At 38.9% G+C, this 14,838-nt stretch carries 11 protein-coding genes and 1 pseudogene; 6 read left to right on the top strand and 6 right to left on the bottom strand.

Translation table 11 applies throughout. The features are described 5' to 3' along the window. Window positions 1–295: 295 nt before the first annotated feature. Both V7K32_RS27365 and V7K32_RS27360 read left to right on the top strand, forming a co-directional pair. On the top strand, window positions 296–850 hold the full coding sequence (locus tag V7K32_RS27365; RefSeq protein ID WP_334997861.1) for a CAP domain-containing protein: 555 nt from the start codon (window positions 296–298) through the stop codon (window positions 848–850). Between the two features lie 93 nt (window positions 851–943). Continuing rightward, window positions 944–1,573, top strand: a complete 630-nt coding sequence (locus V7K32_RS27360; RefSeq protein WP_334997859.1) for a ribonuclease H-like domain-containing protein — start codon at window positions 944–946, stop codon at window positions 1,571–1,573. A 668-nt stretch (window positions 1,574–2,241) separates the two neighbouring features. Here the strand turns inward: V7K32_RS27360 and V7K32_RS27355 are convergent. After that, window positions 2,242–2,688, bottom strand: a pseudogene (locus V7K32_RS27355) (rhodanese-like domain-containing protein); the annotation flags it as partial. A 687-nt stretch (window positions 2,689–3,375) separates the two neighbouring features. Between V7K32_RS27355 and V7K32_RS27350 the strand changes: the two are divergent. After that, window positions 3,376–4,104, top strand: a complete 729-nt coding sequence (locus V7K32_RS27350) for a response regulator transcription factor (protein WP_334997948.1) — start codon at window positions 3,376–3,378, stop codon at window positions 4,102–4,104. Between the two features lie 178 nt (window positions 4,105–4,282). Here the strand turns inward: V7K32_RS27350 and V7K32_RS27345 are convergent, their stop codons facing one another. After that, window positions 4,283–4,879 (bottom strand): hypothetical protein, encoded by a 597-nt coding sequence (locus V7K32_RS27345; RefSeq protein ID WP_334997857.1) that lies wholly within the window; start codon window positions 4,877–4,879, stop codon window positions 4,283–4,285. Between the two features lie 201 nt (window positions 4,880–5,080). Then, window positions 5,081–6,430, bottom strand: a complete 1,350-nt coding sequence (locus V7K32_RS27340; RefSeq protein ID WP_334997855.1) for a helix-hairpin-helix domain-containing protein — start codon at window positions 6,428–6,430, stop codon at window positions 5,081–5,083. Window positions 6,431–6,900: 470 nt separating this feature from the next. Here V7K32_RS27340 and V7K32_RS27335 point away from each other — a divergent pair, with 470 nt between their 5' ends. Further along, window positions 6,901–7,872 carry an SGNH/GDSL hydrolase family protein gene (locus V7K32_RS27335; protein ID WP_334997853.1) on the top strand — a complete coding sequence of 324 codons (972 nt, stop codon included), beginning with the start codon at window positions 6,901–6,903 and terminating at the stop codon, window positions 7,870–7,872. A 55-nt stretch (window positions 7,873–7,927) separates the two neighbouring features. Here the strand turns inward: V7K32_RS27335 and V7K32_RS27330 are convergent, their stop codons facing one another. Next, a complete protein-coding gene (locus V7K32_RS27330) occupies window positions 7,928–9,010 on the bottom strand; it encodes a response regulator (protein ID WP_334997851.1) in 1,083 nt (360 codons plus the stop codon). Window positions 9,011–10,297: 1,287 nt separating this feature from the next. Here V7K32_RS27330 and V7K32_RS27325 point away from each other — a divergent pair. Continuing rightward, entirely contained in the window at window positions 10,298–10,615 is a 318-nt protein-coding gene (locus V7K32_RS27325) for a hypothetical protein (protein ID WP_334997849.1), read from the top strand. A 35-nt stretch (window positions 10,616–10,650) separates the two neighbouring features. Further along, the gene (locus V7K32_RS28940; protein ID WP_442938814.1) at window positions 10,651–10,920 is read left to right on the top strand and encodes a transposase; all 270 of its coding nucleotides are present in this window, start codon (window positions 10,651–10,653) and stop codon (window positions 10,918–10,920) included. A gap of 370 nt (window positions 10,921–11,290) precedes the next feature. Here the strand turns inward: V7K32_RS28940 and V7K32_RS27320 are convergent, their stop codons facing one another. Then, complete coding sequence (locus V7K32_RS27320) at window positions 11,291–11,782, bottom strand: hypothetical protein (protein ID WP_334997847.1); 492 nt, start codon at window positions 11,780–11,782, stop codon at window positions 11,291–11,293. A 390-nt stretch (window positions 11,783–12,172) separates the two neighbouring features. Next, window positions 12,173–14,755: a GAF domain-containing protein gene (locus V7K32_RS27315; protein ID WP_334997845.1), complete on the bottom strand. Its 2,583-nt coding sequence runs from the start codon at window positions 14,753–14,755 to the stop codon at window positions 12,173–12,175. Window positions 14,756–14,838 lie beyond the last annotated feature (83 nt).

Raw genomic sequence — 14,838 nt, 5'->3', positions numbered from 1 at the left:
GAGTTGAGCCTGCTAGCAAGCTGAATAATGTAGTTTCAATGACCTTTATCTGCTGAATACTACATTATTTTTTACTAATTCATGAAAATCCTAAATTTTCAGCAAAAATAACCCTGATTTTATGATGCTGACCCATTCAAGTATTGACAATTGGAAATGATTTTTTGTACTTCCTATACAAGGATGTAGCCAGATTGCCAAAATTCATCAATCCTTAATAGTATCGTGGTATATATCGTTGGAACAATAGGGTAGAGTATAAGTCTTATATCTCTACATAATTACGTAATTCTCCATGTTCCGACAAACTGCTTTTGGCATCGCTTTAAGTGCGCTTGTCCTTGCTAGTGGGTTAACGACTGTTCCGATACCAAATAATCCTTCTACGAATACATCCACCCGTAATAAGCTGTTGTCGCTTTTTTCCAGTCAGGTTGCAATATCGACTCCTACTTTTAAGACTACGGAACTAGAAAAATCCGTTTTTGACAAAATTAATCGATATAGGGCTTCTAAAGGACTGCCAAAGTTGACCCTAAATGCAAGTATCACTCGACAGGCTAGAATTCATAGTCAGAATATGGCTAAAGGTAAAATACCATTTAGCCATCAGGGATTTGAACGGCGAGTCAATGCTATCCCTATTCGCTACAGCAGTGCGGCGGAAAATGTTGCTTTCAATCGGGGATATAGTAACCCTGTGGATGAAGCTGTTACTGGTTGGATCAACAGCCCCGGACATCTAAGGAACCTTAAAGGAAATTACAACCTCACTGGAATTGGCGTTGCTACTAATAATCAAGGCGAAGTCTACCTGACACAGCTTTTCTTTCGCACTAGTTCGCACTAGGTAGATTTTATTTTTGATTATTTTGCACAATAATAATGTAGTGTCTGACAAGACTTTTATCTGCTGGACACTCATATTATTTTTGAACAATTCATGATATTAGAAGATTTTCAGGTGAGCGATCGCGATCTGGGCGACGCAGCCCTAGTAGAGTATTTAGAATCTACAGCTATCGCAGTGGATACAGAAACGATGGGATTATTGCCACAGCGCGATAGGTTGTGTCTTGTCCAATTGTGCAACCAACTCGGTAAAGTGACTGCAATCCGCATAGCCAAAGGACAAGCTGATGCGCCAAACTTAAAAAAACTCTTGGAAGCGGCGAATGTCGTAAAAGTGTTTCACTTTGCTCGCTTTGACCTTGCCACTTTGCGAGCTAATCTAGGGATTCAGGTTACACCTGTTTTTTGCACCAAAATTGCTAGTAAATTAGCCCGTACTTACACAAATCGCCACGGACTTAAAGATGTGGTGCAAGAGTTAGAAAAAGTAGAACTTGATAAAAGCTCTCAAAGTTCTGATTGGGGTAACGCCGCTAGTTTATCTGAAGCTCAACTCAGTTATGCAGCCAATGATGTGCGCTACTTACTTAGTGTGCAGCACAAGCTAACAGAAATGCTTAAACGAGAAGAACGTTGGCAAATTGCTCAAGATTGTTTTGAATTTCTGCCAACAATAGTTTCCTTGGATTTATTGCAGTTTAAAGATTTGTTTGAACATTGATCCAAGAATAAACCTCTTGCAAAAGTTTTTGCTCTGGAGTATAAGCATTACTTGAGGAGATATTCTATCTTTTGATTTCTCAATTGTCACCAGAATTAAAAAGGTACAGAGCAACTAAATTTATTTATGCTTACTGAGCGTAGTCGAAGTATAAGCTTAATAAATTTTTGAATGCGTGAATGCGTGAATGCGTGACTTACCCGAACGCGAGTGCGTCTCCAGTCTCCAAGAGTTGGGGCTGATTTCTCTGGCATGATAAATGCATGATAAATTAAGATTAGACCTCTTGAAAAATTCCCTAACACCCCTAACCTATCCTCGCAAGCAAAGAGAACAGACTTTAATGTAAGCCAAAGTTAGAGCGTGGGTTTTATGATTAATTTATCCAAGAGGTCTATTGCTAATTTTCTAAGTTATTTTTCACCTAAGAGCCAACATTGGAATCATCATTCCCCTTTAGGAGTATTAGATTCACGAATGCCTTCCTTGACATTGCTGGCTCCCTCTTGAATACCTTCTTTGACATTGCTGGCTCCCTCTTGAATACCTTCTTTGAGATTACTGGCTCCCTCTTGAATACCTTCTTTGAGATTGCTGGCTCCTTCTTGAATACTTTCCTTGAGGTTACTAGCTCCTTGTTTAATGGCTTCCGTCGCGGTAGGGCCTCCCTTTGGCAGATTTTCTTGGTGAGTTTTTAGCCGATCTACAACATTGTACTCATCTGCACCTGGGGGAGTTGTTGATTCAATAATGCCTTCTGTTGGGCCACCGATAGCCTTCCATGCACCAAGACCACCTTTGAGTTGCGAGACATGCTCAAATCCATTAGAACGCAGCTGTTGTGAGGCTTGGGCAGCTTCTTGTTCGTTAGCACCGTAAATGTAAATATCACGGCTTTTATCTAAAGAAGCTACTGCACGCTGTACCAATTCATCTATTGGCATTGGCATAGCTCCCATAATGTGACCTTCGTTGTAGGTGTTGCGATCGCGCACATCCAGTATTGTAAAAGCTGGTTCGCCCCATTCTAGACGAGACTTCAATGTATGAACATCAGATTGTGCTTCTATTGGTGGTTGTGGGGGAATGATGCCGCCGACTAAATTGTTAACCATAAATATCCTTGAGTTGACGATAGTAATAGCAATTTAACGGACTAAATATATTAAATTACTCTTTCTATGGGCTGAATTTACTTAAAATCTCTCCTGAGATAGAGTAGCTAATTGTAATATTTTCTACCATTTAATCCATTGCAAATGTAGTCAGATTAGACTATTAAAAAAGATGTTTTATTAATTTTATTAAATATATTTTAAGTTTATCTTTGTTAAATTTAATTATTAAAACAGATTGGAAATAATTTCAAATATTTAGCTAGTAGTACAGGAATTACGTCCATTTTAGATATCTGCGATCGCTAAGAATAAGAGGCTCAGACACTAACCTCTTCTTTCTCTTTTCTCTGTGCCTCTGCGGTTAAATAAACTACTGCCGTGGCGTCTTATGTCTCTCTAAAATATTTGTGGTTATAGAAATGGTCTTAAATTATACTGATTTTGAGTATAAAATTATATAATTATACAATAAAAATCCAAAATTATAGAAACTTCATACAATATTTATACAATTTATTAGCATTACAATGGCTAAAGTTTTGATATTCATTGAAGATTGATTGTAAACAAGTACTACAGTAGCGATCGTACTCAGTAGAGACGCATGTGAATACACTATCAACAGAAACACGTATTGCAAAACTGGCGCAAGAGCGAATCGCCCAATCTACAATAGGCAGCATTATGGTTATGGTTCCCGCTACTACTCCCAAAATTCTGATCGTCGATGACGACTTCAGTGTTAGAAATCTCATCTATCGTTTTTTAAGCCGGAAATATCAAATAGAATCCGCAGCAGATGGTAAGACTGCGTTATCGTTGTTTGAGCAATTCAACCCAGCTTTAGTGATTCTGGATTGGAATCTGCCGGATCTTAATGGTTATAGCCTCTGCCAAGAAATGCAGAGCCGTACTAATGTTTTAGTGCTGATACTGACTAGTAGGACTGACGAGGCTGATAAAATTAAAATTTTAAGCGCAGGTGCTGATGATTTCATGACTAAACCATTTAGTCTTGCAGAAGTTGAAGTTAGAGTGGAAGCTCTTTTGAGACGGATACGCTACATCAACCCCTCCCCAACACAACGGGTCATTTTTAAGCAGTTAGCAATTAACCCAGAGGGTCGGGAGGTAACACTCAACGATAAACCTCTTGCTTTAACAGCGCTGGAATTTAATATCTTACATTTTTTGGCAAGTCATCCTAATCAGGCTTGGAGTCGCCCACAGCTAATCCAAAAAATCTGGGGTTGCGACTACGTGGGAGATGGCCGAGTGGTTGATGTGCATATTGGTCAGCTTCGCAAGAAGATGGAAGTCGATGCTAGCATACCGGAGTTTATTAAAACTGTGCGGGGCTATGGTTATAAGTTTGAAGCACCCGACGAAAATACTAGCGAATTTAATCCATAGCCCACCCAATTTAACCGTTCCTCCATCGGGGATGGGCGTGTAGATACTATTCGATCTCGCCTGAAGGGGCGGTAGACTGTGACTTGCAACAGTTTAGCAAAAACCGCAGGTATAGCTCCCCAAATTGTACAAGGTTACGGGGGGCAAATCACCGTAAAAAGTATACCTGGGTTTTGGCTCAACCTTTCAAATTCACCTTCCCCTCAAGCTTTGACCCATCTTGACGAGATAAAAATTTTTCACTAGTGTGATAGCTTCTTCGCCATTTTTCCAGATGCTCTATAGATATTGATTTAGATATGACGTTCAGGCCATTTCCTCGCCAAGCAACTTCTGCATCTGTTGTGAAAACCCCGCATTCTAATTGATCTAGCCTTATATTCCAATATTCACTAAATCGGCCTTTCAAAGTGATAACTTGCTCAAATACCTTATTTCTGTGTTTATTTCTTCTTTTTCTTTCAGTAGCTCCTGTTGCTTCTGTATCAATAAACTTAGTTTCTATTAAAAACAGGCTCCCTTTAAAAGTCTGGTAGACAAAATCACACTTTCCTAAATCTGTATAATCTGAAATTGGAGATTTTTCAAATAACAGTAATTCAGCGCACGAGGGAAACAAGTCTTTAATATTCAGAAATAAATAAGCTTGCAATAAAAGTTCCTTATCATAAGGAAACAAGATAACTCCTTCAAAAAATTTTTTAATATCCTCCTGAGTTTGCGGTTGAATGATTTTACAGTATGAAACAAATTTATGTAGCTCGTTTACGATCATCAAGTTCTAACTCCTTCCCCCGGTCGCAGCCTTAAGGTCTTAGCATAAAAATATACCATCGTCCTAAGGAAATCATCATCCGCATAAGTAACTAAAAAAACGATTAAAACACTGAATAGTTAAGCCAATTTACTGTTGACAGTTCAGTAAAACTCATTATTAAGCTGCTTTTCAGTATTGGTGGACTTTTCACTTCTGGCTTCAGATACCAGTCAGCGATTTGATATGAGCAGGAAAACTGGCATTTTGCAAAGCTTGAACGGTTATTCTAGAATCTTGTACGCAATATTGCCAACCCAAGCGAACAAGTTTCCGAGAATTTTCAGTTTGTATAATTCCGATCACTGGCATTTTTGCTTTTTCTTTGTCTACTGAGTGGTCTTGCAAAATTGTTTTCAAGCGATGTAGGTAATCCATATTACCTGCTTGCTGGGGATTTAACTCCACCATTACCATTTGTACTGTTTCCACTGGTTCTGCATCTTCAAGAATAAATTGAGTTTGCTCGTCGCGCCGATCTACTTTTCCCCAAATAATCAATCTAGTGTCAACTTGGAGTAGGGTACTAATGCGTTCATAGGTTTTGGGAAAGACTACAGCTTCTGATTGTATAGTGAGGTCTTCTATTTGCAAAATTGCCATTTGTTCGCCTTTTTTAGTAACCACTTTTTTGACGTTATTCAACATTACAACTGCACAAACTCTTGTTTCTTCCCTTTGCTCTCCCAGTTGTGAAAGATTAATCGGAGTCAAAAGTGGTGCTATTTGCCGTAAGGATTTAAGTGGATGATCTGATACATAAAATCCTAATAATTCTTTCTCCATCTGTAACTTTTTCTGCGGGGGTAAATCCATCACAGGTTTAGATTTAGGAGCACTTTCAAAGGCATTCTTTGCTCTTTTATTCAAAGTAGAAGAAAATCCGTCGCCTAATAAATCTAAGAGATTTCCTTGACCACTAGCTCTATCTTTAGCGCGAGATTGCGCCCAATCATACACTAATTCTAGGTCGTTAATTAACTGTTGACGGTTGGGTTCAATTTTGTCAAAGGCTCCACAGTAAATCAGCGATTCCATAGTCCGGCGGTTAACAGCACGTAAATCCACGCGATCGCAAAAATCAGCGAGGGATTTAAATCCTGTTTCATTTCTCGCCTCCAAAATACAAGCGATCGCACTCTGTCCTACGTTCCGCACAGCTGAAAATCCAAACAGAATCTTTCCTGCCGTTGGCGTAAAATCAACACCAGAACGATTAATATCTGGTGGATCTATGGAAATACCCATATTTGTACAGTTAGTAATATATCTCTGTACCTTATCGGTATCGCCACTGTTAGCCGTTAACAGCGCGGCCATATATTCTAATGGGTAATTAGCTTTTAAATATGCTGTTTGATAAGTTACGTAACCATAGGCAGTCGAATGGGATTTATTGAAACAATTGGAAGCTACTAACCCATTTTTTATCGCAAAATTATGGTCATGCTCAACCCCAATATCATAGACATTTTGTGTGCCTAAATATTTCCGTGTGACTATTTTAATCATCCTACCCTACCCCGGAAAAAGTTTTTGCCAAATTGATAAAATGATGACAATTGTAATTATTGTAATACCATAACAAAAAATTATATCACTATAAAACACTGCTATACTCTTACATAAAAATACCCTAAATATATCAAACTTTTGGTAAAGCATTAAATAGACAGTTAACAGCTATACAATAGCTGTTTTAAAGCTTATTAAACCGTTCCAATACATATTAATGCGCTTACTCAGATGCCTAAAGAAGGAGGGGATATCTTAGCTGGGAAGAAAAGTTTTAGCTTGTACATTCCAATACCGTTCGGTTAAGGAATTTCTTGGTTGAGGCAGGGGGTAGGGTGAGAATAGAAGCTGTTCTTGAGAAAACAATTGCTCAACATTAACCCTCTTTCCTCAAGAGCCTCTATCCAATGCCCAATGCGTCGGTTACTATCGTTTAAAAGCAACTCAGTATAAGAGGGTGTAGGTAGGTGAAAGTGGCCTTGATCGTACTTTTGGTGGTGGTTGTGGGATTGTTTGTGATAATCGAGGTCGGACTGCGATCGCTCTTTGGCTTTGGTAATCCCCTGATTTACATTAGCGATGAGCAGATTGGTTATTTATTGGCTCCTAACCAGCGTACCCGTCGTTTTGGTAATCGCATTGAAATTAATGAGTATTCTATGCGAGGTAGTCCACTCAAGAAGACACCTGCACCTTTTGGGCTGCGAATTTTACTGTTAGGGGATTCTATTGCTAATGGTGGCTGGTGGACAGATCAAACTAATACAATATCCACGATGATGATGCGTTCTTTGGCATCATCCACTAATAGTAATTATCAGGAAGTAGAAGTGCTGAATGCTTCAGCTAACTCTTGGGGGCCAAGGAACGAGCTAGCTTATTTAGAGAAGTTTAGCATTTTCAACGCGCAAGGAGTAGTGTTATTAATTAATACCGATGATTTGTTTGCTACTGCTCCCACTTCTTTACCAGTAGGACGCGATCGCAACTATCCTAATAGTAAACCTCCCTTAGCATTGGTGGAAGTGTGGCAACGTTATATCGTTAAGCAACAGCCAATTCCCGAAATTAATGCAGTGCAAAATGAACCAGGCGATCGCGTGGCGATTAATTTGGAGGCGATCGGCAAAATTCAAGCCCTGACTAGCCCAACCAACAGCCAATTTCTCCTAGTCATGACTCCCTTACTGCGAGAAATTGGTGAACCAGGCCCCCGCGATTACGAAATTATTGCACGCCAGCGCTTGAACGATTATACTAAAGCCCAACAAATTAACTATATAGACTTTTTACCGATATTCAATTCAATTACCAACCCGCAAGCTTTGTATCACGACCACATTCACCTTAACTTACAAGGTAATCAATTTGTCAGTGAAATTATCGAGCGATCGCTTTTAGAAATTTTAAGGGAGATACCACTTCCTCAAAGCTACTAATGAAATTTCCAAAAAATATGTTAGTTTTTGTAAAGTTATTTTTTAGCTTAGTAAATTAAACAATATGTTGAAAAATTACTTTTAATAAATCACCTTGTGTAAAAGGCTTAGTTAAATAACCTGATGCTCTTAATATTTTAGCTTTAGCTCTATCTAGAAACCCTAATTTTTCTGATACCATAATCACAGGTGTGTTTTTAAAATTTGAGTGTTTACGCAGCAAAGAGTAGAGTTCATATCCATCTAAATTAGGCATTGAAATATCCAACAAAATGATATCGGGTTTAGTGTGAACAATCTGCATTAAAGCCTTTAAAGAATCAGTGACTCCCACAAAAGAAAATATTTGCTCATCTAAATAACTTTTAATAGTATTCAATACCGTAGGACTATCATCAATACAAAAGATTGTGTAGATTTTTTTGTCAGCAGGCGGTTGGGTAATTCGCTGACCCCTATGTTCATTAGTATTAATAGAGTAGGTCGGTGGTTTATAGCTGTTTGTTCTAGACGAGTTTGGTGTACTTTTGCTTTTAGATTTTAGCTCATTTATTTTGAACAATTCTGAAGGGTTTGATTGAGAAGTTGGCCATGTCTGATGATAAGCCGCTTCCCTTTGGGGTGTTTGACATCGTTCAACTAGTAAGCGGAGATTCAGATGACAAAACTTTGGCATGTCATCTAGAAAGCTTTCAGGAATAAATTCATAACTCCCCTCGTCTAAGTTCAGAAATGACTCGATAACTTCTAACGCCAATTGCTCTATCAGTATCGCCGCTTGAGAGGGAGTGATATATTTCTGATTGACTAACCAGCAAATAGCCAAATAATCTGGGTTCGGTATTGCCTGATTTTCAATTCCAGTCTCAAATATCGCCCGCAACTGTTCGTGAATTTCACGAGGGAGAGTAGAAATCTGCTGACTCAAGCGTTGCAAATTTCTGTAAAGCGGCTCAAACATTTTCTCTGAGTAGCAGGCATAAATTAGTTTACCTTCGTCTACGTATATTAACCAAGAGCCTGATGTGCTAAATACCTGCAAACAACCAGTAACCGACTTACCAGTGATTTTTTTCAACAAAGATAAAGGCTGGAGCTTTTGGAAAAATCTGTATCTACTAATCGGAAGTGTCTTCATTGGAATGGCTCTGGAATAAAATTAACATTTGTTTGCAGGTAAAATTAGTGAATTACCTTTTCAGAATTCACCGCGACTTTGTTGGAAGCACTGTTGAGATAAATATAGCGGTAACATTTGAGTTAGTACAGAGATTCCACACCCCCCAACTCTTAATTCACCAATCTCTGTTAAGCTATAAAGCACGAGTTACAAATAAACCAATCTATGTTATTGCCCAATAGCAAAAGGGCTTGACTGGTTGCCAGAATATAGTATTTCAAAAATTAGATTGGTTTTCTGTATCTTTCGCTAATCTAGCCAATCTAACAGTAACTCAAGTTCAACGCATAGACCATTGGCTCTCGCCCATCAGTCACAAAAACATCATTGTTATCCGTATTTAGCAGCCTAAAATTGTCGATACTTTAGTTCTTGTGCCAAAGTTTTTTGCCCCTGATGCTAAAGTCGAAAGCGACCAAAACTTACTGTAATGTAGATGAAAACATCTCTCCGTCAAGGCTTTTGAGCATTAAATCCGCGTTGACGAACTATGTTTTTGTAGTCGTGACGAAAGTCATCGGATACTTTTGCTAGAAGTTTATTCTTGAGGATAACTTCTTCAAGAGAAAACGTATTATTAGAAACTAAGCATTCCAAAAAATTAGATGCCTTACTTAGATTTGTGATTGTAGAGCAGCCCTTAAAGTTGGGATTGGGCAAAATTATCACTTGCACAACAAGAATGGTAAACCTCCAACCAAAATGAGTTAGCTGGTAATTGCCGCCATGATGGTGTGTGGTGAGATGCAACAGGCAACCAAATCAGCAGAAGGGAATCTCTTCATAATTACTGGAAACGGTTTCTAATGTTGTGTGGGGCTAAATAGTCACCCTGCATGATTTGAAGTGACAAATTCAAGAACTTGCAGCGAAATTCTTGATTGGTAGTACATACCTGCAAAATAGCTCTTTTTAGCTAGATGGTAGATAACAAGTAAGTAACCACTAAAATTAAGATTACTATAATTTTCAAAAAAAGTTATCAGAAATATATAAACTTCATGATAAATCCGTAAAGGAAACATGAAAACTAATTTAATATTATTTTTTAGTATTTATTTTATCGGATGTCCGGGAAGGCTGAGAATGTACAGTTGAAGATAATTTTATATGTTTATAGTGGTTATCGAGTGAGTAGGTGCAAGCGTTCGGATTATACAGCACTTGCGTCTGTTATGAGGTACACTAGATTAAAATATAATGCTTTTTAATTTATAGTAAACGTGTCAAATAAAGAGTTACGTTATGGATGACTTAGCTTTACTCGGCTTAGGAAATTCTACTTCTTTGATTACAAATGTGCAAGTTACCTTATGGGGCAAGGAAGTATTTATTGATTGTGTGTATGACCCTGATGATCGGTTGTCTTATCGTTTTGTTTTTTCCGATTGCCAAGAAATTAAATGGATTGTACACTTTCCCGAAGATGCCTGTGACGCAGAAGCAGATATAATTGATTTTTTATTAGGTAATGAAAATTACTTGCAACCTGCACTCTTTCATACAGATATTTTTCAAATTACTATTTTGTATGGAAGTTTGAAGCTTGAAAAAACTTGGTAAAGCTATCTATATATGGTCAGGAGCAGTGGACATGAATTGATAATTTATCCGCACATAAACTAGATTCAATTGTGCCAATGATTGAAGCGGTAGGTGCAAAAGTTATTTGTTTATCCTCATACTCTCCCGATTTTAATCCAATTGAATTATGGTGGTCGCAACTTAAATCTTTTTTACGCAGTTTCACTCCAACTACAACAGAAATGGTTGATAAACTAATCTCAGTTGCACTCGACTTAATAAATCCTCAACATTTAAGAAACTGGTTTCCTAGTTGCTGCTACTGTACCTCACAACAGCCGTAAATGCTGTAACCTTAGCGGTAGTAACAAAAACAGGCTTCTGCTGTGAACAGCCACAAACACTTATCTATCCATATAACTATAGCTAGAATGGCTAGATGACACGCTTTAAAGTCCAGGTCGGCGTAAATAAACATACCCAAATTGTGGGAGACTAAATAAGAAGGTTGAAAGCATTTTTACCCCTCATATTTTGGCGAAGGTATTGAGCTAAGTATTAAGAGACCACGGCGTGGCAAGATTAGCTCCAAAAAGGCTATATTATTAAGTAAACTTTGCAGCCTGTATTATCAAAAAGACGCAAAGAATTTCTTTGCGTCTTTGGTGTGAGATTTAGAAGTGGAAATTCTCACCGTTATAGTTCTCCATCTACTTAAAATTGCTCCCGCCAGCACCAGCTTAAAAGTGTGCCACCAGCCACCAGCTTAACTATTTCTAATATCCAATAACTGCCGTGCAGTATATTCATTGTCGATGGAATAGCAGCCGCAGCTTCAAATAGGTTGAGTTGAACTCCGATGGCGCACATTTGCGGAGTTAAGAAATAGGTGTCAAGCATGGCTATAGTTAGGAGCAGCACAGATAAAACAATACTGCCAATACTCCAGTGATATCGGGTTTTGCTCAAAGCTAGCGCTCCAGTCAGAACTACAGCAGCAGATAATAATTCCATCCGATTGAAGTTCCAAAAAATCGTATAGCCTGCTGTCGTAAAACCAGCTTGACTCATCATGCCAGAAAGATAAAGGCTAGGCATAATTACCCAGTCTAAAACTAGACTAGCACTGAGCCAAAAGCCCAAAGTCAAGATGATGCTGGTTTGCCAAATTGGTCGCTTGAATTCAAAGTTAGAAATAGCAGTCATAAAATAATTGCGTGGGTTGTATTTCTTAGTTTGTAACTTTACCAGCAGTTTGACAAGAGATATCAACTAAGCTTTACAAAGCGATCGCTCTTAAATTATTAACTAAATCCCAAGATTTTTTAAACTTAATTGAGAAATATTAAGATTTTTAAAAATTAATTTACATAGATTTTATCTCTTAAAAATACTCAATTTTTTTAGATAGAAAGTAACTACTCAAGTAATATCGGATGTTAAAACAGATACTTCAACTAAAAAATAATAATTAAAGGTTTCTGGTGAGGGCTGAAGCCCTCTGGTGCATCCGCTACATTTAAGTTATTTTTGGCAATAGCACTCACTGTTGTTGAGGGCGATTCTTTCACAAGAATGGAGCGTCAGAAATCGCACTTATTTTTCCTGAAACGTCCAGACTCCTTCATCCCAATCTGATTCTGTTGGGGGTGACTGTAACCAATGCTGACAACGCAACAGATGCAACATAGCAGCTTTATCATGGCTATCTGCTGCCAAAACTTTGGCAAACTCGGCTCTAGCAAGGGAAAACTGGCGCTTGAGGTAATACTCGCGCCCTTTGTGATAATGCTCAATCACTTGCAATTTTTCGCTTTCAATAGGATTGGAACGCAAACCCAGCAATTCGTATATGGCTACTGGTTCGTTTCTGCCCTTGACACGAATGTAATCTAGTTCCCTAGCCCAAATCTGATCTTGGCATGGTTTAAAAGTGTTATGGCTAATAATAATGTCGCAACCATATTGCTTACTGACACTTTCTAATCGAGAGCCAAGATTAACGCCATCGCCAATGGCGGTAAATTCCATCCGTTTACTAGAGCCGATATTCCCACTAATTACGGTATCAGAATTGATACCAATGCCGATCTTGATTCTAGGCTTATCATCTGCATAACGACGTTGATTAAATTCGTGGAGACGTTCGCGCATTTCTAAGGATGTTTGCACTGCCATCCAAGCGTGTTCTTGCAATGGTAGGGGAGAACCAAAGACAGCCATGATGGCATCGCCGATGTATTTATCAAGAGTGCCTTTATGTTTAAAGACTGCCTCCACCATTGATTCAAAATATTCATTGAGCATACTCACCACTTCTTCTGCTTGTAAGTTTTCCGTTAAAGTGGTGTAGCCGCGAATATCTGAAAATAAAATCGAAACTTCTTTACGATCGCCTCCTAGTTTAGCGTCATCTAATTTCAGCAATTCTTCGGCTAATTCCTGAGTCATGTAGCGGTACATCGTACTCTTGAGCCGCTTTTCATCACTGATATCTTCCATGACTACCAGCGCCCCCCGGACTTGCTCTTGGTCGCTAGCATCAGCTATTGTGTTAATCGATAAATTGATACTATGCTGTTCTGTACCAGTAGTTAAAAGAGTGCGATCGGGGTAATATTGCTGGCGGCCTTTTAAGTCAACTGCATGTAAAGCATCCTGATACCACTTGCTAAAGTCACCTTCTTTGATGGCGATCGCATCAGTCACTAATTTACCTTCTAAACGGTCTTCTGGCCCCAGTCCTAGCAAACGTTTGGCACTTTCATTGGCAGCGATAATTAACCCAGTTTTATCAGTGGAAACTACTCCATTAGAAAGACTACGCAAAATATCCCGTTGCATTTGTTCTTGTTGTTTAACTGTGGCAAACAACTGAGCATTTTGCAGCGCTACTCCCGCTTGAATATTAAAAGCTTCCATGAACTCTTCATCGTTGCGGTCAAAGCTAGCTTGGAAGCAGTCGGGAGCTTTGGGCCAATCAGCTGGATTATAAGGTGGAAAATCACCATTTTTCTTTTTATTTACTAGTTGGGTAACGCCAATCAGTTGTTGATCGGCGTTAAATACTGGCATACAAAGCAAGCTACAGGTGCGATAGCCATTTTGCTGATCGAGTTTTTTGGCAGTATCAGAGTCAGGATGGTAATACAAATCAAAGGCAATATTCAATTTCTTACCAGAAACTGCTACTAGACCAGCGAAGCCTTTACCTACGGGGACTCGTAACTCCTTAGTTGAACCATCATCCTGGGTGATTTTCGTCCACAATTCATGGCGATCGCGGTCTATTAACCATAGTGTACTGCGATCGGCATTCATCAGTTCCTTGGCTTCATCCATCACCCGCTTTAGGGTATCTTCTAAGTCGAGACTGCTTTGAGATAGAGACTTGATCGCCTTCATCAGCGCCGCCAATGCTCTTTGTTTTTGAGTGGCTACATAAAAAGAGCGCGAAGATTCTAAAATCAGGCTAATCGAAGGGGCAAATTCTTGAAATAATTGTTCGTCAGCCCGGATAAAACCTTTGGTATCAATGCGCTCTGCTAGTCGAGCATCGGGATTATTCCCAGATTTTAATTTATTCAATAATTGCGCTACTGCAACTAAATGTCCATGTTCATTCAATAATGGCAAAGCCAGCATGGTGTAGGTGCGGTAGCCAGTTCTTTTTTCTTGTTCTTGGGCAAAATGCGATCGCGGATCGTTATAAAAATCAAAGGGAATATTAATAACTCGCTTGAAAGTGGCGACTTCCCCAGCAATGCCTTTATCGGCGGGGATGCGAATTTCTAAAGAGCGATCTCCCTCCCCCTCAGCTAGAATTGACCAGAGTTCCTGCTTTTCTTGATCCAATAAAAATATTGTCGTCCGGTCTGCCCCCAGTAATTCCCCGGTTTTCAAGGTAATCGAATGCAACATTTCTTGCAGAAGAGTTTCAAATCCCTGAGAATCCAGCATTGACAGGGTTTGATGAACAATCTGTAATTTTTGCTCGACATCCTGAACGACTTGCTTAAAAGTATCCTGAGTTAGGGGAGCAAGAAACGTAGAAAAATTTCCTTGTCTTGTGGCAAGAGCACCCACAGGAGCAGAATTTGCTTGTAATTCGAGGTTTTCTTGGTTGTGAACACCAATAATCAAATCGGTGGTCTCCCCACAATCTTGATACACTGACATAATAGGTTTTTTATATAACAGGATGAGATTTTAGATGTAACAATGCAATTAAATTTATGTAAGTGGTGCTAAAAACAACAATT

It is taken from the genome of Nostoc sp. (assembly GCF_036917635.1).
Classification (GTDB): Bacteria; Cyanobacteriota; Cyanobacteriia; order Cyanobacteriales; family Nostocaceae; genus Nostoc.
Note: the sequence above shows the minus strand (reverse complement) of the source record. Positions and strands in the feature narration are given on the sequence as shown.

Coding starts and splice junctions, on each gene's coding strand:
- V7K32_RS27360 (WP_334997859.1), top strand. CDS start 944: ATGATATTAGAAGATTTTCAGGTGAGCGATCGCGATCTGGGCGACGCA.
- V7K32_RS27325 (WP_334997849.1), top strand. CDS start 10,298: ATGGATGACTTAGCTTTACTCGGCTTAGGAAATTCTACTTCTTTGATT.
- V7K32_RS27350 (WP_334997948.1), top strand. CDS start 3,376: ATGGTTATGGTTCCCGCTACTACTCCCAAAATTCTGATCGTCGATGAC.
- V7K32_RS27340 (WP_334997855.1), bottom strand. CDS start 6,430: ATGATTAAAATAGTCACACGGAAATATTTAGGCACACAAAATGTCTAT.
- V7K32_RS27330 (WP_334997851.1), bottom strand. CDS start 9,010: ATGAAGACACTTCCGATTAGTAGATACAGATTTTTCCAAAAGCTCCAG.
- V7K32_RS27320 (WP_334997847.1), bottom strand. CDS start 11,782: ATGACTGCTATTTCTAACTTTGAATTCAAGCGACCAATTTGGCAAACC.
- V7K32_RS27345 (WP_334997857.1), bottom strand. CDS start 4,879: ATGATCGTAAACGAGCTACATAAATTTGTTTCATACTGTAAAATCATT.
- V7K32_RS27315 (WP_334997845.1), bottom strand. CDS start 14,755: ATGTCAGTGTATCAAGATTGTGGGGAGACCACCGATTTGATTATTGGT.
- V7K32_RS27365 (WP_334997861.1), top strand. CDS start 296: ATGTTCCGACAAACTGCTTTTGGCATCGCTTTAAGTGCGCTTGTCCTT.